30 protein-coding genes are annotated in these 23,643 nt (G+C 37.0%); 23 read left to right on the forward strand and 7 right to left on the reverse strand.

The genetic code is table 11. The features are described 5' to 3' along the window. Nucleotides 1-142 precede the first annotated feature (142 nt). The 3 genes from ACFSQJ_RS17730 (at nt 143) to ACFSQJ_RS17740 (ending at nt 2,008) form a co-directional block, all read left to right on the forward strand. Complete coding sequence (locus tag ACFSQJ_RS17730; RefSeq protein WP_377768234.1) at nt 143-880, forward strand: hypothetical protein; 738 nt, start codon at nt 143-145, stop codon at nt 878-880. Nucleotides 881-886: 6 nt separating this feature from the next. Further along, the gene (locus ACFSQJ_RS17735; protein ID WP_377768235.1) at nt 887-1,393 is read left to right on the forward strand and encodes a DUF416 family protein; all 507 of its coding nucleotides are present in this window, start codon (nt 887-889) and stop codon (nt 1,391-1,393) included. Nucleotides 1,394-1,552: 159 nt separating this feature from the next. Next, the gene (locus ACFSQJ_RS17740) at nt 1,553-2,008 is read left to right on the forward strand and encodes a hypothetical protein (protein WP_377768236.1); all 456 of its coding nucleotides are present in this window, start codon (nt 1,553-1,555) and stop codon (nt 2,006-2,008) included. A 268-nt stretch (nt 2,009-2,276) separates the two neighbouring features. On the opposite strand, the gene ACFSQJ_RS17745 is transcribed toward ACFSQJ_RS17740, so the two are convergent. After that, complete coding sequence (locus ACFSQJ_RS17745; RefSeq protein WP_377768237.1) at nt 2,277-3,227, reverse strand: alpha/beta fold hydrolase; 951 nt, start codon at nt 3,225-3,227, stop codon at nt 2,277-2,279. Between the two features lie 45 nt (nt 3,228-3,272). After that, nucleotides 3,273-3,611, reverse strand: a complete 339-nt coding sequence (locus tag ACFSQJ_RS17750; protein WP_377768238.1) for a hypothetical protein — start codon at nt 3,609-3,611, stop codon at nt 3,273-3,275. Nucleotides 3,612-3,700: 89 nt separating this feature from the next. On the opposite strand from ACFSQJ_RS17750, the gene ACFSQJ_RS17755 reads away from it, so the two are divergent. From ACFSQJ_RS17755 to ACFSQJ_RS17835, 17 genes are all read left to right on the forward strand, one after another. Further along, nucleotides 3,701-4,102, forward strand: coding sequence for a MerR family DNA-binding protein (locus ACFSQJ_RS17755; RefSeq protein WP_377768239.1), 402 nt, complete (start codon nt 3,701-3,703; stop codon nt 4,100-4,102). 24 nt (nt 4,103-4,126) lie between these two features. Then, nucleotides 4,127-4,318, forward strand: a complete 192-nt coding sequence (locus ACFSQJ_RS17760) for a hypothetical protein (RefSeq protein ID WP_377768240.1) — start codon at nt 4,127-4,129, stop codon at nt 4,316-4,318. Between the two features lie 51 nt (nt 4,319-4,369). Continuing rightward, the gene (locus ACFSQJ_RS17765; RefSeq protein ID WP_377768241.1) at nt 4,370-6,154 is read left to right on the forward strand and encodes a tetratricopeptide repeat protein; all 1,785 of its coding nucleotides are present in this window, start codon (nt 4,370-4,372) and stop codon (nt 6,152-6,154) included. A 71-nt stretch (nt 6,155-6,225) separates the two neighbouring features. After that, entirely contained in the window at nt 6,226-6,549 is a 324-nt protein-coding gene (locus ACFSQJ_RS17770) for a DUF4286 family protein (RefSeq protein WP_377768242.1), read from the forward strand. Between the two features lie 48 nt (nt 6,550-6,597). Continuing rightward, nucleotides 6,598-7,470: a 16S rRNA (adenine(1518)-N(6)/adenine(1519)-N(6))-dimethyltransferase RsmA gene (gene rsmA, locus ACFSQJ_RS17775; protein ID WP_377768243.1), complete on the forward strand. Its 873-nt coding sequence runs from the start codon at nt 6,598-6,600 to the stop codon at nt 7,468-7,470. Beyond that, nucleotides 7,457-8,809 carry a magnesium transporter gene (gene mgtE / locus ACFSQJ_RS17780; RefSeq protein WP_377768244.1) on the forward strand — a complete coding sequence of 451 codons (1,353 nt, stop codon included), beginning with the start codon at nt 7,457-7,459 and terminating at the stop codon, nt 8,807-8,809. Before rsmA ends, mgtE begins: the two co-directional genes overlap by 14 nt. Before the next feature lie 11 nt (nt 8,810-8,820). Then, nucleotides 8,821-9,186 (forward strand): cupin domain-containing protein, encoded by a 366-nt coding sequence (locus ACFSQJ_RS17785; RefSeq protein ID WP_377768245.1) that lies wholly within the window; start codon nt 8,821-8,823, stop codon nt 9,184-9,186. A 116-nt stretch (nt 9,187-9,302) separates the two neighbouring features. Continuing rightward, a complete protein-coding gene (locus tag ACFSQJ_RS17790) occupies nt 9,303-10,235 on the forward strand; it encodes a 2-hydroxyacid dehydrogenase (protein WP_377768246.1) in 933 nt (310 codons plus the stop codon). 8 nt (nt 10,236-10,243) lie between these two features. Further along, nucleotides 10,244-10,660, forward strand: coding sequence for a response regulator transcription factor (locus ACFSQJ_RS17795; protein ID WP_377768247.1), 417 nt, complete (start codon nt 10,244-10,246; stop codon nt 10,658-10,660). Between the two features lie 101 nt (nt 10,661-10,761). Further along, nucleotides 10,762-11,268 (forward strand): DUF4199 domain-containing protein, encoded by a 507-nt coding sequence (locus tag ACFSQJ_RS17800; RefSeq protein WP_377768248.1) that lies wholly within the window; start codon nt 10,762-10,764, stop codon nt 11,266-11,268. Between the two features lie 9 nt (nt 11,269-11,277). Beyond that, nucleotides 11,278-11,733, forward strand: coding sequence for a DUF1801 domain-containing protein (locus ACFSQJ_RS17805; protein WP_377768249.1), 456 nt, complete (start codon nt 11,278-11,280; stop codon nt 11,731-11,733). Between the two features lie 125 nt (nt 11,734-11,858). Next, nucleotides 11,859-12,245, forward strand: coding sequence for a VOC family protein (locus ACFSQJ_RS17810; RefSeq protein ID WP_377768250.1), 387 nt, complete (start codon nt 11,859-11,861; stop codon nt 12,243-12,245). Nucleotides 12,246-12,296: 51 nt separating this feature from the next. Continuing rightward, nucleotides 12,297-12,683 carry a TM2 domain-containing protein gene (locus ACFSQJ_RS17815; protein ID WP_377768251.1) on the forward strand — a complete coding sequence of 129 codons (387 nt, stop codon included), beginning with the start codon at nt 12,297-12,299 and terminating at the stop codon, nt 12,681-12,683. Nucleotides 12,684-12,759: 76 nt separating this feature from the next. Further along, nucleotides 12,760-13,083, forward strand: coding sequence for an ArsR/SmtB family transcription factor (locus tag ACFSQJ_RS17820; protein WP_377768252.1), 324 nt, complete (start codon nt 12,760-12,762; stop codon nt 13,081-13,083). Between the two features lie 11 nt (nt 13,084-13,094). Further along, nucleotides 13,095-13,583 carry a DUF6428 family protein gene (locus tag ACFSQJ_RS17825; RefSeq protein ID WP_377768253.1) on the forward strand — a complete coding sequence of 163 codons (489 nt, stop codon included), beginning with the start codon at nt 13,095-13,097 and terminating at the stop codon, nt 13,581-13,583. Nucleotides 13,584-13,608: 25 nt separating this feature from the next. Beyond that, nucleotides 13,609-14,100: a GNAT family N-acetyltransferase gene (locus ACFSQJ_RS17830; protein WP_377768254.1), complete on the forward strand. Its 492-nt coding sequence runs from the start codon at nt 13,609-13,611 to the stop codon at nt 14,098-14,100. A gap of 18 nt (nt 14,101-14,118) precedes the next feature. Beyond that, complete coding sequence (locus tag ACFSQJ_RS17835; RefSeq protein WP_377768255.1) at nt 14,119-14,739, forward strand: protein-tyrosine-phosphatase; 621 nt, start codon at nt 14,119-14,121, stop codon at nt 14,737-14,739. 12 nt (nt 14,740-14,751) lie between these two features. Here the strand turns inward: ACFSQJ_RS17835 and ACFSQJ_RS17840 are convergent, their stop codons facing one another. From ACFSQJ_RS17840 to ACFSQJ_RS17855, 4 genes are all read right to left on the reverse strand, one after another. Beyond that, complete coding sequence (locus ACFSQJ_RS17840; RefSeq protein WP_377768256.1) at nt 14,752-15,747, reverse strand: carboxypeptidase-like regulatory domain-containing protein; 996 nt, start codon at nt 15,745-15,747, stop codon at nt 14,752-14,754. Nucleotides 15,748-15,756: 9 nt separating this feature from the next. Then, the gene (locus tag ACFSQJ_RS17845) at nt 15,757-17,556 is read right to left on the reverse strand and encodes a GNAT family N-acyltransferase (RefSeq protein WP_377768257.1); all 1,800 of its coding nucleotides are present in this window, start codon (nt 17,554-17,556) and stop codon (nt 15,757-15,759) included. A gap of 63 nt (nt 17,557-17,619) precedes the next feature. Further along, nucleotides 17,620-18,870, reverse strand: a complete 1,251-nt coding sequence (locus ACFSQJ_RS17850; RefSeq protein ID WP_377768258.1) for an aspartate kinase — start codon at nt 18,868-18,870, stop codon at nt 17,620-17,622. Continuing rightward, nucleotides 18,867-19,346 carry a GNAT family N-acetyltransferase gene (locus tag ACFSQJ_RS17855; protein ID WP_377768259.1) on the reverse strand — a complete coding sequence of 160 codons (480 nt, stop codon included), beginning with the start codon at nt 19,344-19,346 and terminating at the stop codon, nt 18,867-18,869. Before ACFSQJ_RS17855 ends, ACFSQJ_RS17850 begins: the two co-directional genes overlap by 4 nt. A gap of 114 nt (nt 19,347-19,460) precedes the next feature. Between ACFSQJ_RS17855 and fbp the strand changes: the two genes are divergently transcribed. Continuing rightward, the gene (fbp, locus tag ACFSQJ_RS17860; RefSeq protein WP_377768260.1) at nt 19,461-20,468 is read left to right on the forward strand and encodes a class 1 fructose-bisphosphatase; all 1,008 of its coding nucleotides are present in this window, start codon (nt 19,461-19,463) and stop codon (nt 20,466-20,468) included. Between the two features lie 3 nt (nt 20,469-20,471). On the opposite strand, the gene ACFSQJ_RS17865 is transcribed toward fbp, so the two are convergent. After that, nucleotides 20,472-20,894 (reverse strand): TerB family tellurite resistance protein, encoded by a 423-nt coding sequence (locus ACFSQJ_RS17865; protein WP_377768261.1) that lies wholly within the window; start codon nt 20,892-20,894, stop codon nt 20,472-20,474. An 87-nt stretch (nt 20,895-20,981) separates the two neighbouring features. Between ACFSQJ_RS17865 and ACFSQJ_RS17870 the strand changes: the two genes are divergently transcribed. Both ACFSQJ_RS17870 and ACFSQJ_RS17875 read left to right on the forward strand, forming a co-directional pair. Beyond that, nucleotides 20,982-22,007 (forward strand): ligase-associated DNA damage response exonuclease, encoded by a 1,026-nt coding sequence (locus ACFSQJ_RS17870; protein ID WP_377768262.1) that lies wholly within the window; start codon nt 20,982-20,984, stop codon nt 22,005-22,007. Continuing rightward, entirely contained in the window at nt 22,007-23,641 is a 1,635-nt protein-coding gene (locus ACFSQJ_RS17875; protein ID WP_377768263.1) for an ATP-dependent DNA ligase, read from the forward strand. Before ACFSQJ_RS17870 ends, ACFSQJ_RS17875 begins: the two co-directional genes overlap by 1 nt. The last annotated feature ends 2 nt before the right edge of the window (nt 23,642-23,643 follow it).

Raw genomic sequence — 23,643 nt, forward strand, 5'->3', positions numbered from 1 at the left:
ATCTAGCCGAGACCTCGATGTCCCTCCTATTTAAGCTTGTTAATTGCTTTCTAAGCTAAAGCTTTAGCTTAGAAAATATTTTGATAATTATAGTATCTTCATCATCAATAACAAACATACGAGCCGAACCGTTAGGCAACATATGAGACAACTGAATATTCACGAATTAGAAAGTAAAGCACATGACTATTTTTTAGATGTGGAGTATGCTCAGCATAATGATGTGAAAAACAAGTTGACTCAACTTATGAATTTTTTATACAGTCAAGATATTTCCAAAAACATTTTGGAAAGGATAACTGAAGATTACAACAATTTGCATCAAAAACTCGAGCCCTTAAATGACCAAACACCTGAAAGAACCAAAAGGGATATCATAGAAACTTTAACAACGCCAGACATCCAAGGTGCGTTAGGATATTTTCTGATTGATAAAAAATTCAAAGAGCCAAGGAAAGTTTCAGCGCACTATATCGATTTATCATGGAGGTGGTACAGTAGAGGACCTAATTATAATGAACAACAAGATGGTTTCAATTTCTATTTTTTAAAACCATTTAAAGAGCTATTCGATTGGTATTTGTCAGAAAGTCAAACTCAAAAAGAATCGGACTATTTTTCATACAAAAGTCAAGATAAAGTATTTGAAAAATTAGATAAACTTGAGGGAATGCTTACAAAACAAGGATTCGGACAGGAAATAATCTTCAATGAAATCGAGGAATTAAAGGAGCTGACCAAAAAGTTAAATAAGAAAAACTGGGGCGAAGTAATCAAAGGTAAATTTGTAGATCTGGCCTTAGGAGGAATTCTGACTAAAGAGGCGGCAATAAAAGCGATAGAATTCCTGACCGGAACGGAATTGAATTTATTGCAATAAATAAGCATGAAATGGACTGAGTACAAAGAACGATTTAAAACCACCCTTTATAAAACTTCTGAAAAGCAAAAAATGGAGTTCGCTCTTGAAATTTGCGAAAAACTCCTGCCAGATTATCACACCTTTACGGACGAAACAAAATGGGGAGATTCAGACATTATTTCTGAGGCTTTGGATTTAGCAAAAAAGTGTGCAAATACTCAGCAAACTAGGGCAGATTTAATAAAGAAGATGGTCGGAGAAGTTGAAAAAAACACCCCAGACATGGACGATTTTGGACAAGTTAGTGGATCGTTAGCTTTAAATTCTTGCACAGCAATTTCAGAGACATTGAACTTTATTTTGGACAAAAAAACAGAACGAATAATTGACATAGGGAGTTTTAGCTATGATTCTACTTATTTTAAAGTTGGGGAGCTAAATCCAAAACTTTCCGATTTGGAAATTGAAAAGCACTCAGACTTGCAAAACGAAATGGAATGGCAGCTGGAAAAAATAAAATACGTTGCCTAGCAAGGGCTATAATTTATAGCTGCAATTCGTTAAATTGAACCTTAGAAACAATCAACGGCTGGATTTGCCACGGCTGGAAATCTTGCGCTTTCCAACGCCGCCACAAATCATAGCCTAACCGGTGTAGTGCATTTAGGCAAAAACTGGAAAATCGAATTAATGAATGAATATTTGTCACCCATTTTACTTAAAGACGAGTTAGTCTTTAACGGAACTATTGACCAACTAAATGAAAAAATACGTTTGGACAACAATAAAAACTTTAGAACCGTGTGGATAGAATACAATAAATTTAAGTTCATTGCCAATTGGTCTTTAGGAACACTTATTGTTAGAGGATTTCCAAAAGCTGCAGACGGAATTAAGGGTTACGCGGAATTAAAAAAAATAGGTGAAAATAAAACCAAAGTAGTGCTAAGAACAGAAGTACGAATTGAATTGTATTTAATCTTGATTATTCTAGCTATTGTTACAATAGGAAATTTAATTATCGGACAAGAATTTCCTGTTTTGATATTCCTATTAGTTCTAGCTTTCACTATATGGTTTTGGTTTGTTTATAGATTACAAGAGAAAATTCTATTTAACAAACTGAAAAAATATCTGACGAATTAATAAAACGCTTTACTACACGGTGTATAATTAATTGCGGGCGGATTTCCCAAAATGGAAATCCTTGCAATCAATTATCTTTAAAGTCTGGCGGACATTTTCCGTTGGAAATGTCCGCAACGAAATCATGTACTGTGTTAGCCACAATTTAAGATATCGTCTTTACTAAAATAGGTTGACTAAAACTTAAAACTAATTAGAGTCACTTATGAAACAACAAAAATTACCATGACGAAAAAAGTAGCTTTTATTTTCTTACTCAGAATTGGAATTAATTCCTCTCTAAAAAATAAATAACCACCGCTAAACTTTCACTCGGGCTTTCCTCCATCGGTACATGCCCCACATTTTTTAGAATCACGAGTGTGTCATTCGGCAAATCTTCATGAAAACGAAGCGCATTTTCTATTGGAATTAAATAATCTTCAGCTCCCCAAAGTACTAAGGAGGGATGTTTTATGTACTTGATTTTTCGATAAGCAGTAGTATCGTTTTTAGACTTGATTCTGTCAATGAAGGCCTGTCGATTTCCTTCTCTAAGCGTGAGTTCGAAATAACGGGTTACCAGTTCTTCAGTTACTTTACTTTTGTCAGCATATACATTCTCAACACTAGTTTTTACAACCGAATATGGTGTTATGTATTTAAACGCATGTTTAAGAACGGGCATCCTTGGTATTTTAAAAGCCAAGGGTTCGCTTGTTGGTTTTGTTGGGTAACCAGAGGCATCAATCAAAATAAGTTTATGTACCATAGCAGGATGTTGAGTGGCAAAATTCCAAGCAATATTTCCACCTAATGAATTTCCACCGAGCACACATTTTTCAATTCCGAGAGCGGTCAGAAAATTTTTGATGAAGTGTACATAGTTGTCGATGCTATAATCTCCATTAGGAAAAGGACCCGTTAAACCGTATGCAGGTAAATCCATTCGAATAACGCGATAGCCCTGTTTTAATTTATATGCCCAATCGTTAAAAGTATGGAGGCTTGCTCCAGTGCCATGAAGCAAAACTAAAGGTATAGTATCATTTATACTCCCCTCATCACGAAAGTGGACGTTCATTCCATCTACAGAAACAAATGAAGATGATGATTGTGCATATTTCTCTTTTAGATCTTCTAGTGGCATATCAGAATGCCCATAAAGCGCCACAACGATTAAGGTCAATACTATAAGACCCACGAAAACTATTTTGAAGATTTTTTGAATTAATTTCATTATCAGTTAGTTAGCTTTTTGTTCTTTTCAATTTATACGATTTATTTAAAACTTTTGACTAAACAACCAAAACTGCCAAATTGCTATTGTACATGCAATAAAAAAATAGCCCAAAAGAAAATAGATGTACTTTATATTGAGAACTAGCTTCTTTTGACTTTCGATTACCTTGACTTCAGGATATCCCCAATATTTGGTTATCAAAAAAGAGACTAATATGGCTACAAACATGGCAATGTACTCCCAAATACATAGCTCTCCAAGCACATAACCTGGAAGGTCTGCCTTATAAATTGGGTTAACCACCAAGAGCGCAAACGCTGCCCAAAATGTAAATAACAAAATGGAAATCAATACAAGATGAATAATTTTTACGGTCTTCATTTTAGGTTGCTAATACTTTAGGAATTCCAAAGTTAAACCATGGAGTATAGTCCACGGTCAAGAAAAAATGCTATTTTTAATAAAAAAATATGCTAATAGGGGAAATTTCCGATAGAACAGGGTTGTCAAGAGATACTATTCGCTTTTATGAAAAGAAAGGATTAATTAAAGTTAGTAGAACCGATTCCGAATGGAATAACTACAAAAACTACAATCAGCAGAATCTTGATAGATTAATTTTAATAAAGAGGGCAAAAGGTTTTGGTTTTACCTTAAACGAAATTTGCGAAATTTTGGAATTGTATGAAATCAATTCAGCAAATTGCGCAACCTTGCTAACGAAAGTGAACAAAAAAATTGATGAAATCGATAGTAAAATCAAGCAGTTAGAAGCTCTTAAAAAAACCATCATCGATAAGGTAAATGATGCGAACAATAATTGTCAATCCTCCTATAAAAATGAAAACTGCTCTAGTATTCAAAGGGAATAAAAACTGTGGCTAAAAATGGCTCCTATGAAATCAAAGCACCCTTCGGCATGCTACGAATTCATATACCAACCCGATGTGCAGCATTACCAATATCTTTTCTATTGTTTTTTAAAGGTATTCATAGGTCCGCTTCCCTCGTGGCGTCCACAACGACGAAAATCAGTACATGTTTTTACATGCAAAGAAAAGTTCTCTGGTGCGGTGCTAATCAGCTAATTTCAGAATCACTTAACATGCTACGTACGTTTTCTGCGTTATATTTGAGCAATGCGATATGTATTTTGCTTTTTCTGCTTCTTTTCTCTTGTTTCCATCAATGGGCAAGATGATTTTTTGGCAAAACAATATTTTGGCGATGGCGAGTTTGAAAAAGCCGTTGTCTTTTACGAGAAACTTGTAAAGAAAAATCCTCGCCGAACCGACTATTCAGAAGGTCTTATTGCCTGTTACCAGCAATTGGAACGTTATGAGGAAGCCGAAAAATTCCTTTTGAGCAAACTACAAGAAGAATTTGTGTTCCCCACCTTTTATATTGAATTAGGGTATAATTATACCCTTCAAAACCTCCCCGAAAAAGCTTCGGAATACTATGAAAAAGCGATAAATTCTTTAGAGGAAAACCCAAATTTCGGGTATAGTGTCGGGTATCGTTTTCAACAATATGCACTTTTAGACGAGGCCGTTTCTGCATACACCAAGGCAATGCGTTTAAAACCAGAATTAAATTACGACTTTCAGTTGGCCAGGATCTATGGGGAAAAAGGTGACATTGAAAAAATGTTTCAATCGTATTTAAAGCTTATTTATGAAGGAAAATCTTCCCGCTCCAACGTACTTAGAAATATAGATGATTTTATTACGGAAGAACCCGACAACACCAACAACGCCCTGCTAAGAAAAACCCTATTGCAAAATGCGCAAAAGAACCCTGATATTCTCTGGAACGAACTCTTAAGCTGGCTTTTTGTGCAACAAAAGCAGTACAAAAGTGCCTTTGCCCAAGAGAAAGCCATTTTTAAGCGTACCGATGAAGTTTCGTTCGACCGCCTTAAAAACCTTGGTGAGATTGCAAAAGAGGAAAACGATATTGAAATTGCAAAAACGGTATTCGAGTATATTAAAGAAAAAGCAACGGATCCAGGGGTAAAGCTTAATGCACAACTTAGCCTTATAGATATCGATCTGTTGAACGCAGATGAGAAAAAATTAAATGCTATAGAAAAAGAGTTTGAGTCTTTGATAGAAACCTATGGCTACCAGAGAAAAACACTACAGCTACAGATAGCCTATGCCAATTTTTTAACCTTCAAAAAAGAAAGACCAGAACCTGCCATAGCTATCTTAAAAAAAGGTTTGGAATTACCGCTGAGCCGTTTTGGCAAAGCCTATGTAAAAATGGCCTTAGGAGACATTTTGGTCTATGACCAGCGTTTTAATGAAGCTTTAATTTACTTTTCGCAAATACAGAAAAGTCTAAAGAATGATGTTCTTGGGCAAGACGCCCGTTTTAAAGTGGCACAGACCAGTTTCTATAAAGGAGATTTTGATTGGGCTTTGACCCAATTGAAAGTGCTCAGAGGTTCGACCTCACAATTAATCGCAAATGATGCCATGCAGTTAAGCCTATTAATTTCTGATAATTCTTTAGAAGACTCTACGCAGACGGCACTAAAAAAATATGCGCGAGCAGATTTATTGGCCTACCAAAATAAAACACAACAGGCTATTGACAACCTAGAAGATATTCTGCAAAACCATAAGGGTGAAAAAATTGAAGATGAAGCACTTTTAAAGCAAGCAGAACTATTAGAATCACAAAGAAAATATGATGCTGCAAGGTTCAATTACCAAAAGATCATAGAATTTTATACCTCGGGGATCCTAGCGGACGATGCCCATTTTCGTTTAGCGCAATTGTATGAAAACAAACTCAACGAACCGGATAAGGCGAAACCACATTACGAGAAAATCATCTACAATTACCAAGACAGCTACTATTTTCCGCAAGCGCGTAAAAATTTTCGAAAGTTAAGAGGAGATTTAATCAATTAATGGTTATTATTGAGCCTATCGGTTGTTGGACAACAAACCAAGTTTGAAATTGTCATTAAAATCAAGAAAATTTGGAAGAAATCATATACAATGTAACCATTAACATTGAAGAGAGTGTGCATGATGATTGGCTCGTTTGGATAAAAACGAAGCATATTCCTGATATGTTGGCCACCAAAAAGTTTAGTAAGGCCAAAATGTGCAGAGTTCTTGTTGATGAAGATATGGGAGGCATAACCTATTCCGTACAGTATACCTGCAAGAATATGGAAACCTTGCAGGCATACTACAAAGAAGATGCCGATAACATGCGGAGTGAAGGCATGAAACTTTTCCCTAACAAATTCGTGGCCTTTAGAACAGAAATGGAGATTATTACAGAATTACATTCGTAACGTTCACTACGATTCGGTTGAATTACTATCGTACACTAAAATATACCCATGGCTAAATCGCACAATAAAAAAGGTTCGTTCAAAAAAAATAAGCGTGCTGCCAACGACCATGACAGTAGTGCCGTTAAAGCCAAAAAACATTTAGGGCAACATTTTTTAAAAGACGACAAAATAGCGCAACAGATAGCAGAAACCCTTTCTTTAGACGGTTATTCAAATGTAATCGAGGTAGGCCCAGGCACTGGGGTATTGACCAAGTTCTTATTGATGCGAGGTATTAATTTGGTTGCAATGGACCTAGATTCCGAGTCCATCGTCTATCTTAACCATAGCTTTCCGTTAGAGCATCCTAAAGTAGTACAAAAAAATAGCAGCTTTAAAGTGCTTGAAGCGGACTTTCTCAAATACAATTTAAAAGAACTCTATGGCGATGAGCAATTTGCCATAACAGGAAATTTCCCCTATAACATATCTACCCAAATTGTTTTTAAAATGCTTGAAATGCGGCAACAAGTGCCTGAATTTTCAGGTATGTTCCAAAAAGAAGTCGCACAACGCATCTGTGAAAAAGAGGGTAATAAAACCTATGGTATTCTCTCCGTTTTGGTGCAGGCGTTCTATGATGCAGAATATTTATTTACCGTTCACCCACAAGTCTTTGATCCTCCACCAAAAGTGCAATCAGGCGTTTTAAAACTCACTCGAAAAAAAGATTTTCAACTCGATTGCGACGAAAAACTTTTTTATCAGGTAGTAAAAACTGCTTTTAACCAACGCAGAAAGACCTTACGGAATAGCCTTAAGTCTTTTAATCTTTCTGATAATCTCAAAGAAGATACTATATTTGACCGACGCCCAGAACAGATGGCCGTTAATGATTTTATTTCATTGACCAAGCGAATTGCAAATGACACCGTTTAAACTCACAGATGAACTTTTAGAAGAAATTCAGTTACTGATAGAACATCAGAACGATGTCGATCTGCGGGCAAAAATGAAAGAATTTCATTATGCCGATGTCGCTGAAATTGTCAATGAACTAGAAGTAGAAGAAGCTACTTATCTTATCAAACTTCTCGATAGCGAAAAAACTTCCGACATTCTTACGGAGCTTGATGAAGACGTACGGGAAGCCATATTAAACAATTTATCCCCTAAAGAAATTGCCGGGGAGATTGAGGAACTGGACACAGATGATGCGGCGGATATTGTTGGTGAACTGCCAAAAGAAATCGTTCAAGAGGTAATTTCTGAAATTGAAGATCGAGAGCACGCCAAAGATATTGTTGATCTTCTTAGATACGATGACAATACCGCTGGAGGATTAATGGCAAAAGAATTGGTTAAGGTTAAAGAGAATTGGACCGTTACCACCTGCGTAAAAGAGATGCGGGCCCAAGCAGAAAACGTTACAAGAGTGCATTCCATTTATGTGGTTGATGATGATGACAAGCTAAAGGGCAGGCTTTCCCTTAAAGATTTGCTCACAACTTCCCCAAAAGCACATATTAAAACGGTTTACATTCCGAAAGTAGATTCTGTTAATGTGAATGAAAAGCCTGAAGAAGTTGCTAAGATTATGTCTAAGTATGATCTAGAGGCAATTCCGGTAATCGATGAGATTGGAAGATTGGTAGGTAGAATTACTATTGACGATATTGTTGATGTCATCAGAGAAGAGGCAGACAAAGACTATCAAATGGCCGCGGGTATCTCACAAGATGTTGAGGCCGACGATAGTATTTGGGAGTTGACCAGAGCGCGACTACCATGGCTGGTATTAGGTCTCTTTGGCGGTGCTGCCGCAGCTGTTATAATGGGAGGTTTTGAAGAAATGTTTAGACAATACACGGTTTTATTTCTGTTTACACCATTGATTGCGGCTATGGCCGGAAATGTAGGGGTACAATCCAGTGCCATAATTGTGCAAGGTTTGGCCAATGATGATATTAAAGGAAGTATTGGAAGCAGACTCATAAAAGAAATGCTTTTAGCCCTGTTAAACGGTGTTATTTTATCCGCTCTTTTGTTAATTTTTACTTGGTTTTGGAAAGGTGATTTTTATACGGCACTTGCCATATCCGTGTCATTGATAGCTGTTATAGTGGTTGCCGGTTTCATTGGTACTTTTACACCCTTATTTTTGCATAAAAGAGGCATAGACCCAGCCATTGCTACTGGGCCTTTTATTACTACAAGCAATGATATTTTCGGAATTCTTATTTACTTTATGATTGCCAAACTAATCTTAGGAATTTAATATATATCGTCATGAAACCTATAAACCTAAAAGAAAAGCATGCATTGTTTTCTAAACAATGGCATCCACATCAAATTGCAACCGTAGACGACATGCAAGTGATACTGGCAAAAATACAGGGCGAATTTGTTTGGCATGCCCATGAAAACGAAGATGAGCTCTTTCAGGTTTTAAAAGGCACACTTTATATGAAATTTCGCGATAGAACCGAAGAAGTCAAAGAAGGTGAAATCATTGTTGTACCAAAAGGTGTTGAACACTGCCCTTCAACCAAAGATGGTGAAGAAGTACAACTGCTATTGTTCGAAAAACAAAATACGGCCCATACCGGAGACGTTGCACATGAACTAACGCAAAATCATTATCCTAAAATTTAGAGGTTTGAGCTGATTATTTAAATAATGCAATGGGTCAACTCAAAAAGTTCAAGGTTCAACTGACAACGGATTACTGATTACTGATTACTGATTACTGATTACTGATTACTGAAAATATGAAAATCCTTCACGTAGATACAAATCATCCTTTACTCATTGAGCAATTTGCTGAACTGGGCTTTGAAAATCATGAAGATTACACTTCGAGCAAGGAAGAAATAGAAGCTAAAATCCACCTTTACGATGGCTTGGTCATAAGAAGTAGGTTTACCATTGATGAAGAGTTTTTGAACAAAGCGATAAATCTAAAATTCATAGGGCGAGTTGGTGCAGGGTTAGAAAATATTGCCATCCGTCACGCAAAAGAGAAAGGCGTGTTTTTGGCCAACGCACCAGAAGGTAATCGAAATGCAGTCGGCGAACATGCTTTGGGCATGCTATTATCTTTAATGAACAACCTTACCAAGGCGCACAGAGAAGTTAGAAAGGGTAAATGGGATCGAGAAGGAAATCGTGGGGTAGAGCTCGATGGTAAAACCATCGGTATTATTGGTTATGGCAATATGGGAAAAGCCTTCGCACAAAAATTAAAAGGTTTCGATGTCGAAATACTGTGTTACGACATTAAAGGTGGGGTAGGCGATGAAAATGCAAGACAAGTAGGTATTCTAGAATTACAACAAAAATCAGATGTTATCAGCTTGCATGTTCCACAAAACGACTTATCTATAGGTATGGTAAACACCGAATTCATAAATGCATTTAGCAAATCTTTTTGGCTCATAAATACCGCTAGAGGCAAATGTGTTGTTACCAAAGACCTGGTAGAAGGACTAAAATCAGGAAAAATTCTCGGGGCAGGTCTTGATGTGTTGGAATATGAAAAAAAGTCTTTTGAAAACATGTTTACAAAAAGACCCAAGCCCTTTAAATATCTAAGAAAAGCCGGTAACGTTATTTTAACACCGCATGTTGGCGGATGGACAGTTGAAAGCAAAGAAAAACTGGCACAAACCATTGTCGATAAAATCAAAGCTGAATTTTGCTAAATTTAGCTGTGAAGAAAACCATTCTTTCATTTTCGGGTATTATAATAGCTTTATTGATTCTATTTCAGTTAAGCAAGTATTCTTATGCTTCAGGAGACATCTCAATAGAAATCATCATTGCCATCGTGGCATTGGTGTTTTTAGGTATTGGCATCTACCTCAATAAGAAAAGCCTGCACAATATCAATACTCCCACTTTAAAAATAAACACTGACCAAATTGAAAAACTGGGTATTAGTAAAAGAGAGTATGAAGTTTTAGTTGAAATATCCAAGGGGCTTTCCAATAAAGAAATTGGCAATAAACTTTTCGTTAGTGAGAGTACCGTTAAAACACATGTCTCTAGTTTGTTGGTAAAACTAGATGCTAAAAGACGTACCCAAGCCATACAAAAAGCGAAAAAACTACACATTTTGCCTTCATAAATGGTAATTTATACTTAAGTACCAGCTATTTAGTACTTTAGTATGACTGCGTGTCTGCGGCCTAATTCTAATTTTGAGCTCGTATTTAAAACTTAGAAATTATGAAAAAAACTGTTTTACGTTTCGGAATTTATGGCGCTATCACCATTTGCCTCTTATTTCTTTTAGGATGGTATATCGGTAAAAATCTTGACTACGGTGGCCAAGAAATTATAGGATATGCCTCAATGGTAATTTCATTAGGCTTTGTCTATTTTGGAATAAAACACTACAGAGACAAAGAAAATGAGGGCACCATTAGTTTTAAAAAAGCATTGATTATTGGTTTGTTAATAAGCCTAATTACCGCCTTGGCATTTGGTGTATTAGATGTTATCTATATTGAATTTTTAAACCCCGATTTTACGACGGACTATTATGCGACCGCTGTAGAAGAAATGCGCAATACCATGTCAGCTGAAGAATTTGAAGTTAAACTGGCTGAGCTTGAATCACAAAAAGAACTATTTTCAAATCCGCTTTTTTCTTTTCTGCTCATGGCTTTTACCGTTTTTATAATAGGGTTTATTATTTCATTGATATCTTCATTAATACTACAACGAAAATAAACAAGAACTATGACTATTGAAGCCAAAACAGTAGATGAGTACATCTCAAAACTACCTGAAGACCGAATAGCGGCAGTTTCTAAATTGCGAGAAACGGTTAAAAGTAATCTCCCAGAAGGGTTTGAAGAATGCATCAACTATAAAATGATCGGGTTTGTTGTACCACATTCTATCTACCCATCAGGCTATCATTGCGACCCAAAGCTTCCACTCCCCTTTATCAATATTGCTTCACAAAAGAATTTTATAGCACTTTATCACTCCGGCATTTATGCCGATAGTAAGTTGTCGGATTGGTTCGTAGCTGAATATTCAAAACATGTTAAAACAAAATTGGATATGGGCAAAAGCTGCATCAGATTTAAAAAAATAGAACATATTCCTTATGATTTGATAGCTGAACTCTGCCAAAAGATGACCATAAAAGATTGGATTACACTTTACGAAAAGAATATAAAAGGATAAAAATTTCCATAAAAAGAGTAGCGAATTTAAAATATTAGCATTGTTCCCTTGAGGGGGACTTTAGGGGTGTAATTTAATAACGGGGAAAAATCCTGAAAACACAGTACTAACAAAAAATATACATAATGAAAAATAGAGTAACTGGTTTAGGTGGGTTTTTCTTTAAAACAAAAAATCCCGATAAAATAAAAGAGTGGTATAAAAATCATCTCGGTTTGAATACCGACCGATATGGTTGCACCTTTTGGTGGAAAGATAAGGAAGGTAACGATTGCTCAACCCAATGGAGCCCGATGAATGAGGATACCAACTATTTTAAGCCATGTGAAAAGCAGTTTATGATGAATTTCAGGGTCGAAAATTTAAAAGAACTTTTGATCGAACTAAAAAAGGAAGGGGTTACCATTGTTGGTGAGGTAGAGGAATACGAGTATGGCAAGTTTGGTTGGATTTTAGATCCTGACGGCAATAAGTTAGAGCTATGGGAACCTGTTGATAAAGCATTTTTATAGGTATTAAATTATTTGCTACTTTTAAACACGTTTAACCAACAAATTAAAATTATGTCAGAAGAAAACAAAGATTTAGGAGATAAGGCCGAAGAAGCTGCAAATGATTTTGCCGAAGGGGCGAAAAAGACTGCCAATGAATTTTCAGAGGGATTAAATAACGCTGTAGGCGGTGGGGAAAACAAAAAAATTCTAGTTGGAATTTTAGCTATAATTGTAGGGTCTCTAGGGGTACATAAGTTCTTATTAGGATACCAAAAAGAAGGATTTATTTTATTAGGAGTTACAATTGCAGCTTATGTTCTTTCTTGTGTAGGTGTTGGCCTATTATTTGTATGGATTCCGGGACTTGTAGGTTTAATAGAAGGAATCATTTATCTGACCAAATCAGACGAAGAATTTTACAATACCTACCAAGTCGGTAAAAAGCCTTGGTTCTAAAAATATAGCCAGAGAATTCTACTCTGGCTTTTTTATTTCAATTTATCATCGTAATATTGCAATATATAAATATATAATGGGCATTACCAAAACGCAAATTTTCAATCAGAACCAGAATCAAATGGCCACCATTTTTAAGGTTTTGGCCAACCCTGCTCGCATTGCCATACTGCAATACATAAGCAAACAAGAGTCTTGTATCTGTAATGATATCGTTGATGAAATAGGTCTGGCACAGCCAACCATCTCACAACATCTGAAAGAATTAAAGAGCATCGATTTAATAAAGGGTGAGATAGAGGGAAAAAAAGTATGCTATTGCATCAACTTAGCTACATGGAGTAAAATACAAAGCACCTTAAACACTTTTTTCAATACAACTAAAAGCAATTGCTGTTAAAACAATTTGATATGAAAACAAAAGAATTTTTAGAACTATTAAACAATCATAAAGAGAAATCGCTCCTTTTTGAGTACAGGCCTGGTACTTTTGTTGGGGCCAACTACCATATCACCGAAATTAAGAATACCACTATTGATAGTGTAGATTGTGTTGCTGGAGTTGATTTTTGGAAAGAGACCATTGTTCAGCTTTATGAAAGCCCTGAAGAGTTGGATAAAACAGCATTTATGACTGCTGAAAAAGCACTCGCTATTCTTGACAAAGTCGATAGTATTAAACCAATGGTGAAAGATGCAGAACTCAAAATAGAGTACAGCAATAACAACTTTCATACCGCGCAACTTTTCATAAAAGAGGCTATTTGGAACAACGAAAAGCTTGTTTTTAAACTTGCAGTAGAAAAAACCGATTGCAAGGCCAAAGAAACCTGCGGAATACCTACAGAAAAAGAAGTAGCTACAGAACCTTGTTGCTCGCCAAGTAATGGATGTTGTTGAGACATTTTTTTAAATAGACAACTCCATGGTAATCAGAAGTATGACAATTAGAGATTGGCAAGAAGTGGCCAAGATTTATTTGGAAGGAATTTCGACAGGTTATGCAACCTTTGAAACTACCGTTCCAGATTTTGACAGTTGGGATAACGCGCATCTTAATGAATGCCGATTAGTAGCTGAAAAAGAAAATAAAATTTTAGGCTGGGCCGCCTTGTCACCAGTATCAAGTAGATGTGTGTATGGGGGCGTTGCAGAAGTTAGTGTTTATGTATCAAGTAATTGTAGAGCGCTTGGAGTTGGCAAAACACTCTTGCTAAAACTAATCGAAGAAAGTGAAGCCGCAGGTTATTGGACTATACAGTCCGGTATTTTTCCAGAAAATACGGCCAGTATTAAATTACATGAAACTGTTGGTTTTCGATATATTGGAAAACGTGAGAAAGTTGGAAAAACAAAAGAGGGTTTCTGGAAAGACAATTTATTATTCGAAAAACGAAGCAAAACCATTGGTATTTGATTAAAAATGAGAGATAAAATGCAAAAGCTGTTCCCTAAAATTGAATCAACGCTACAATCACTGCTTCCAGAAACCATTTCCAATCAAAGAAAAGAAAGTCTTGACCCTTTGGCCATTTACATAAGGGAGAAAATTAAAACCAAAGCTTCAATTCAGCTTAATTTTATTTGTACCCACAATTCTCGTAGAAGCCACCTTTCGCAAGTTTGGGCACAGGCAATAGCCTATCATTTCGGCATAAAGAACATACATTGCTATTCTGGAGGAACAGAAGCTACTGCACTATACCCTATGGCTGCTGAGGCTTTAAAAAATTCAGGATTCCGTATCCAGCGAATTTCTGAAGGTGATAATCCCATATACTGCATAAAGTACACGGAAAATGCCCACCCTGTAATCGGGTTTTCAAAAACCTATGATGATGGTTTTAATCCTAAATCAAATTTCGGAGCTATATTAACCTGTGATTCAGCCAATGAAGCTTGCCCTATCGTTCAAGGCGCGGATGCACGATTCCCAATAACTTTTAAAGACCCAAAAAAATTTGATAATACACCGCAACAGGAGGAAAAATATTTAGAGCGAAGTCTTCAGATTGCGAATGAACTGTATTATGTTTTTAAAAATGCTTTGATTTAAAGTTCGATAAACCTATTTCACCTCATAATTTATAGGCAACATATCTCCCACCCTACTTTTACCCATTTCACCACCAAAAAGTAGTTTATCGGGCGGGCTATGGTTTCCGTAAGAGTCAATGATAAATTCGTCTGTCTCAAATTGAACAAACGACTGTTCGATACCATCATATAAGACACCAACCTGTTTCTCTTCAGGATATACAAAGAGTATATCTTCCACCGTTTTTACCGAGAACAAACTACTAAATGAAGAGATACGCCCCTTCGTATAAAACTGAAAATCTTCTTTTCTTAACCTATTGCTATAAAATGCCCTTAAAAAATGTAGTTTTGATCCAAAATATGTCTTTTTTCGTCGTTTTTTAACAGTTCGCAGCACCTTTTTATACTTATCTTCAAATTGCATAAAGCCTACATACAGCACTTCTTTTACATCATCTTTGTCTACAGATCGCTTGTGTAAGACTGCCTGAAAATCTTCTAGATAATAGGTGATTTTATAACCTAGCTTTTGATTATCTACTTCCAAAGGTTTATCAGCAAAAGCATAGAGTATCTTTTTTGAGTTGTTATAATACAACCGCAAATCCGATTCGTTGACAATCTTACACCGCTTATTTTTAACCCCTAAAAATTCTCTTTTAAAAACCATTAACTTTTTAGCTCTTGGCCAAGCATCAGGTTCTAATGTTATGCCTTCCAATGCTACTGGCGCTTCTTTTAGCAAAACCCTAAAAAAAGACGTATCCAGTTTTGGCAATGAGATACTTTCATAACCCAAAGATCTTATTATTAGCGGAGCATTGAATTTTTTTTCCGTTTTTAAAACAAATTTTCCGTCCACATCGGTAATCGTACCTATTGAAGTACCATCAAAAAAAATAGTTGCGCCAACAACAGGTTCTTTTGTAATTTCTGAAAGCACTTCTCCGCTTATCACATACTCTTGACAAAAAGCTGTGCTAGTTACAAACAGAAACAAAATTCTAAATCCGATTTTTCTCATAGGTATTGACTAAGATTGTTGATGTTTGCGCTCCAGTTCAGCCTGAAACTCTTCCATAACTGGTTTTACGGTACTCTCGGGCAAATCGGCAATTTTGATGTACATCAACCCATCAACGGAATTATTGAACAGCGGGTCAACATTAAAAGCGACCACTTTGGCATTTTGCTTTATATACTTTTTTATAAGCACCGGGAGACGCAGACTGCCCGGTTCAACTTCTTCGATCAAACGGTCAAACTTATTAAGGTCTGCTTGGGTCTCGTCAAACACAAATTCTTTATCGGCATCTTTGAGCTTTACCTTAAACTCTTTTTTAGGGTGAATATATTGGGCTACATAAGGATCCCAATAGTTCGATTTCATAAACTCGATCATCAAAGACTTTGAGAAATTTGAAAACTGATTGCTAATACTTACCCCACCTATTAAATATTTATGTTCCGGGTAGCGCAAGGTGGTATGCACAATGCCCTTCCATAACAAAAACAACGGCATTGGCTTTTGCTGGTACTCTTTTACGATATAGGCCCTACCCATCTCAATGGATTTTGACATCATTCTAAAGAGTTCTGGCTCAAACCGAAACAAATCCTGCAAATAAAAACCGTCGATACCATGTGCTTTGAAAATTTGTGCCCCAAGCCCCATACGATAGGCGCCCACAATCGCCTTGTCTTGATCATCCCAAAGAAAAAGGTGATGGTAATACGAATCGAACTTATCTAAATCTATAGCATTGTTGGTACCCTCCCCTATTGCCCTAAAAGTAACTTCGCGCTGCCTACCTATTTCTTTTAAAATAAAAGGCATGTCTTGTTCTTGGGCCAAGAAAACCTCGTAATTCTTACTTTGTAGCAAACGGCATTCTTTTTCGCGAAGCTTTTCAATTTCACCTTGAATAACTTCCGTACGAACTGCGGAAGCTATCTTTTTGGGCGCTTTCGGAATTTTTAATGTTGTCGGTACTTTATCCAACAAGCGTTCCTTTTCAAATGCATTGGCCAACAAATAGGTTTTTTTACGGAGCAATTCTGTGAAGTCTTCCAAGGTTTCTTCCTCTTTCTGCATTTTTACAGAAATGGGCTGCCCTATTCTCACTTTTATAGGTCTTCTGCGTTGGGTGGTAACTTCAGATGGCAGCTTAGCTGTTCTAAACACATCACTTATCTTAGAAAGGCGGTAAAACAAACGACTATTTTTCGCATGAAAATAAATAGGCACCACAGGTACCTCAGCTTTTCGAATTAATTTAAGCGCTGCTTCTTCCCAGGGTTTATCAACTACCAATTTACCATCGCGATAGGTAGACACCTCACCTGCCGGAAAAATACCTAGAGGCTTACCTTCACGAAGATGCATCAGGGCATTTTTGAACCCCGCGATACTACTCTTTGCATCTTTATGGTTTTCAAAAGGGTTTACCGGCAATATAAACTGTTTCATAGGTTCAATCCTATTCAGCAAAAAGTTGGCGATAATCTTAAAATCAGCCCTTTGTTTGAGCATTAACTGCAATAATAGCACCCCATCGATACCGCCCAGCGGATGGTTGGATATGGTAATGAATGAACCGTTTTTAGGCAACCTTTTGAAATCTTCTTCAGGTATTTCAAAATCGATTTCGTAGTGGTCAAGAATGGCATCTAAAAAAGCTGAACCCTCAATATGTTTATTGTTATCGTAAAATCGGTTTATCGAGGTAATCTTAGTTGCCGCCATAAGTAACCAGCCCACAAAAGTTCCAAAAACACCATACTTGTCTAGGTTTATGACTTTTGCAACTTCTTTAGCAGATACCAACCCCATGAATACAAAATTTAGGTAATGGTAAATATAGGAAAATACAGGGATCGCGAGCGAATTGCCCTGTTATTTTACAACCAACTGAATGGTTTCTTTGCCCCGTTGCTCTACCAAAACCGTATACCCATTTAAGATTTTTTCAACCGAGTTTTCGTCAAAATGACGAATGGTGTAAAGCGACACGCCTTCTTGACAGCTTACCTTAAATTTTTCTTGTAATACAGAAAGTATCTCTTTTAGACCATCAAACTTATTATCAAGACATACTGAAAAACTAATGGCAGAATTTTGAATAAGATCTACTTTTAGTCTGTAATCATGAAATAATTTGAATATTTCGCTCATGTTTTCTTCAACGATAAAAGAAAAATCCAACGAAGATAGTTTGAGCAACACTTGGTTCTTCTTTACAATAAAGCAGGGTACTTCGGGTGAGATTTTCGTCCCCTTCCCAACAGTGGTTCCAGGCTCTTTAGGGTTCACAAACGATTTGACGTGCAGCGGAATTTCTCTACCCTGAAGTGGCTGCAATGTTTTTGGGTGTATTACCGATGCTCCGTAAAAAGCAAGTTCAATAGCCTCTCGATATGATATTTCATTAAGTAACTGTGTTTCATCAAAGTGTCGAGGGTCGGCATTTAGAACACCTGGTACATCTTTCCAAATGGTAACAGATTCGGCCTTTAAACAATAGGCCAAAATCGCAGCGGTATAATCGGAGCCTTCACGACCCAGGGTAGTTGTGAAATTGTTTTCATCACTTCCTAAAAAACCTTGTGTAATATTTAATTTATTCTTGTTTACCGCAGAGTTCACTTCTTTTTGGGTTCGCTCCCAATTTATTTGCGCATCTCGATAGCTATTGTCGGTTTTTATTAAGTCACGCACATCTAACCATTGATTAGCGAGGCCCACTTCATTCAAATAGGCACTTACAATTGTGGTAGAAAGCAATTCTCCATAGCCTACAACTTGATCATACACAAAAGCATATTTAGGTGATTTGTTCCACATTAAAAAGCCCCTAAATTCTTCAATAAGAGCGTTTACCGTATTATGGATTTCATGATTCTTTATTTCAAAAAGGTCATTGATTATTTTCTTGTGACCATCCCTGACATCATCTATGGCTTCTTCTAAGCCATTTTTACCATCAAAGTAAGCGTTTACCACTTTTTCCATGGCATTCGTAGTCTTGCCCATAGCTGAAATCACCACAAGCGTATCTTTATGGCCAACTTCTTTTAAGACCTTTACAACATTCTTAACGCTGTCGGCATCTTTTACAGAAGCCCCCCCAAACTTAAAAATCCTCATATATTCTCTATAAATCTTTGCATTCCTGCTTCGTCTAACTGCACCACATCCCAATCACGCATAACATTTGCGCCTTTACTTTCATAAAACTTTATGGCAGGTTCGTTCCAATCTAAAACTTCCCAGCTAATTCTTTTAACACCAAGCTTGTGGCCATATTTCACCACGGCCTCTAATAAAGCCGTACCCAAACCACTCCCTCTCATTTTTTCGGTAACTATTAAATCTTCTAAATGTATCACGGGACCTTTCCAAGTAGAATACCTTGGATAGATCAAAGCAATTCCCACCAGCTCGTTATCGGTCTCTGCAACAAAACAATGGAACAAGGGCTTGTCTCCAAAACCATCGCGTTGCAAATCGTCACTGGTCACGTCAACTGCATGTGCTTCATGCTCAAATCTGGCCAATTCATTAATCAGCCCCATCACCTGTGGCATGTCTTCTTTTACCGAATCTCTGATTGTAAATTCCATAATTGTTACAAATAAAACAATTAGTTATAATACAAAACAACAATAGTGCGACGAAATCGTTGTAGTATCACAAAATGAGCGATATTTGTTGCCGATAAAAACACAAATCTGTTGATGGAGAAAAAAAATAAAACCCTTGGCGAATTTATTATTGAAAACCAATCAGAATTTCAATATTCTACCGGAGAACTCTCTAAGTTAATCAATGCGATTCGATTAGCAGCCAAGGTAGTCAACCATGAAGTCAACAAGGCGGGTCTAATCGATATTTTAGGCGAGGCCGGAGATACTAACGTACAGGGTGAAGACCAACAAAAGCTTGATGTATTGGCCAATGAAAAATTTATTCAGGCCCTAAGAAAACGAGAAATTGTTTGCGGAATAGCCTCTGAAGAAGAAGACGATTTTATTACCATTAACAGTCAAGATGAAAATCATCAGAACAAATATGTTGTTCTAATCGACCCTTTAGATGGTTCTTCAAATATTGATGTCAATGTATCCGTTGGTACCATTTTTTCAATTTATAGAAGGGTTACACCTGTTGGCACCCCAGTAAAACTTGAAGACTTTCTTCAGCCCGGAAAAAACCAGGTTGCGGCGGGTTATGTAGTCTATGGCACCTCTACCATGTTGGTTTACAGTACCGGTCATGGTGTTAATGGGTTTACCTTAAACCCCGCTATTGGAACATTTTACCTTTCGCATCCAAATATGCAATTCCCTGAAACCGGAAAAATCTATTCCGTTAATGAAGGTAACTACGTGCATTTTCTGCAGGGTGTGAAAGATTATATTAAATATTGCCAAGAAGAAGATGGTGACCGACCATATACTTCACGCTATATTGGCTCTCTAGTTTCAGATTTTCATAGAAACATGATCAAAGGAGGTATTTATATGTACCCTAAAAGTAGTGTTACCCAAAACGGAAAGCTTCGACTCTTATATGAATGCAACCCCATGGCCTTTATCGCAGAACAAGCCAATGGTATGGCAATCGGTGGAAAAAATCGGATTTTGGATATTGTACCTACCGAGCTTCATCAGCGCGTTCCTTTCTTTTGTGGAAGCAAAAAGATGGTAGAAAAGCTTCAAGAATTTTTAGACAAGTATCACTAGAAGCTACTTACCCATCAGGTACTGATAATCTTCAAATGCAATTTTACCACAGAAGATATCAAATGATTTTTTTACGATTTCCACGGCTTTGTCTGGCGAATACCCCAAACCTATCGCATAACGCTCAATAAAACGCAATTGATCATCACCTACGGTCCGGTCTGAAAATGCCATTTGAAAGAATTCAAAAAGACGTTTTAGTCTTTTCTCACCACTATGCGGAGTTTCGATAGGATATTTATTATCCTTTTTCATAACCTCTTTATACTCTGCATCGGTGATATCCAATTTAAAGGCGAACTTATCTAAAATCGCTTTTTCTTTTTCGTTGATTTCACCATCAACTGCAGCTAAACTTGCCAGAGTGGCGAAGTGTGCAAGGTTTTTTCTTTTATCTCCGTGCTCGTAAAGATCAATAATGGGCATATGATAATTTTTGTAGCGCAAATATAATTTTAAACTAGAAAAAATACGGTATTTATCCCCAAAAGAAATTTGTAAATTCACTTCGCTATGAATACACCTCTTTTACAATTCACCAATCGCGGTATTTACTGCAAGACTGCCGATGTTTATCTTGACCCTTGGAAACCGGTGGATAAAGCTATTATATCTCACGGCCATGCAGACCATAGTCGCTGGGGGCATAAACATTACATTACCCATCACCGTAATGTACCCATTGTAAAACATCGCTTGGGTGAAGTACATATTACCGGAAAAGAATGGGGAGAAACCTTTAGTATTAATGGAGTCAAATTTAGTCTACACCCTGCTGGGCATATTATTGGCTCCTCACAAATACGCGTGGAATATAAAGGTGAAGTTTGGGTCTTTACGGGCGATTATAAATTGGAGGATGATGGCGTCGCGACACCGTATGAAAATATCGAATGCCATACCTTCATTACCGAATGTACTTTTGGATTACCCTCTTTTCTTTGGACACCCCAAAAAGAAGTCTTTGCCGATATCAATAACTGGTGGGCTGAAAATAAGGCCAATGGACAGACTTCTGTGTTATTTGGATATTCTTTAGGAAAAGCACAACGTTTGCTAAAACATTTGGATTCTAGCATTGGTAAAATTTACACCCACGGCGCTGTAGAAAATATGACTGAAGTTTTACGGTCTTTGGCAGATTTTCCAGAAACAGAGTTAATAACAAGAGATACCAAGAAAGAGGAGATAAAGGGAAATATCGTCATCGCACCACCATCTGCACATGGTAGTACATGGATTCGTAAAATGACACCTTTTGTTACTGGTTCGGCCAGTGGGTGGGTGGCATTTAGAGGCGCAAGGAGAAGACGCGCTATTGATAAAGGTTTTGTTTTAAGCGATCATTGTGACTGGCCAGATTTACTAACCGCCATAAAAGACACAGGTGCTGAAAAAATTATCTGTACTCACGGCTATACAGAAATCTTTTCTAAATATTTACGAGAATTAGGCTATGATGCGAGAACCGAGCAAACACAATACGAAGGTGAATTAGCAGAACTAAATACTTCGGAAACCTCAACCCCTAGTGCTTAATGAAAGACTTTGCACTGCTTATTAAAAAACTAGACAGCACGAATAAGACAACAGTCAAAGTGCAAGCGTTAGCTGACTATTTTATAAAAGCTGAGAGCCAAGACAAGGTATGGACCATTGCTATACTTTCGCATCGTAGACCCCCTAGGCCTGTGAATACTACTTTACTACGAGAATGGTCGGCAGAACTTGCCAATATTCCGTTGTGGTTATTTGAAGAAAGTTATCATATTGTGGGAGATTTGGCCGAGACCATTGCTTTAGTGGTTCCCGCAGGGAAAAAGTCTTCCAACAAAAGTCTAACTACCTTTTTAAAGGAAATGATAGCGCTAAAACCAAAGACCGAAGTAAAGAAAAAAGCATACCTCTTTGAAAATTGGAGTCAACTCAACTACTATGAACGTTTTGTTTTTACTAAATTGATTACCGGAGGATTTCGAATTGGGGTTAGTCAAAAACTAATGACCAGAGCACTTTCAAAAGCTACAGAAATAGATGAGGACATACTTGCCTATAAACTTATGGGGAATTGGAATCCAGATAAAATTTCTTTTCAAGATTTGGTTTTGGAAGAAAGGGAAAGCGACTACTTGTCCAAACCCTATCCTTTTTATTTGGCGTATGCCGTTGAGGACGAAGTAACTGCTTTGGGTGATGTGAAAGATTGGTCTATAGAACACAAATGGGATGGTATTCGTTGCCAAGTCATCATAAGAAAAGATGAGCTTTTTGTATGGAGTCGTGGTGAAGAATTGGTTACCGACAAGTACCCTGAATTTCAGAAGTTCGTAGGTGTTATTCCCAACGGAACAGTATTAGATGGAGAACTACTTCCCTATCCAAACGATGAAATCGGCACTTTTAATTATTTACAAACTCGAATTGGTCGAAAAACTGTCTCTAAAGCTTTATTGGCAAAAACACCTGTAGTCTTAAAAGCGTATGACCTTTTAGAGTGGAAAGGGAAAGATATTCGTAGTCAATCATTTTTAGAAAGAAGAAAGATTCTCGAAAAACTCCTTAAATCAGAATCTGTCATTTCGAGCGGAGTCGAGAAACAAGTAATTGATGATATACCATTGCTACTATCACCAAGGCTTGACTTTAATTCTTGGGAAGAGGTTGCCGAAGAACGAACAAAATCTCGTGAAATGCGAAGTGAAGGTTTAATGCTTAAACGCAAAGATTCGCCTTATCAGGTAGGAAGAAAAAAAGGAGACTGGTGGAAATGGAAAGTAGACCCGCTGACCATAGATGCTGTGCTCACCTATGCTATGCGTGGTCATGGACGCAGAAGTAATTTATTTACGGATTATACTTTTGCGCTTTGGCAAGAAAATAAAGAAGGAGAAAAAGAATTAGTCACGTTTGCAAAGGCTTATTCTGGGCTAACGGATAAAGAATTTAAGGAAGTTGATGCTTGGATAAAGAAAAACACTTTAGAACGCTTTGGGCCTGTAAGGAGTGTCACCCCATACCACGTTTTCGAAATTGCTTTTGAAGGTGTCGCTTTATCCAAACGTCATAAAAGTGGTGTTGCCACAAGGTTTCCAAGAATCTTACGATGGAGAAAAGACAAAAAAATAGAAGAGGCAAATTCAATAAATGATATTCTATCAATGATAGCCCTATAAAA

Origin of the sequence: Croceitalea marina (assembly GCF_042684265.1) — a bacterium.
Lineage (GTDB): Bacteria > Bacteroidota > Bacteroidia > Flavobacteriales > Flavobacteriaceae > Croceitalea > Croceitalea marina.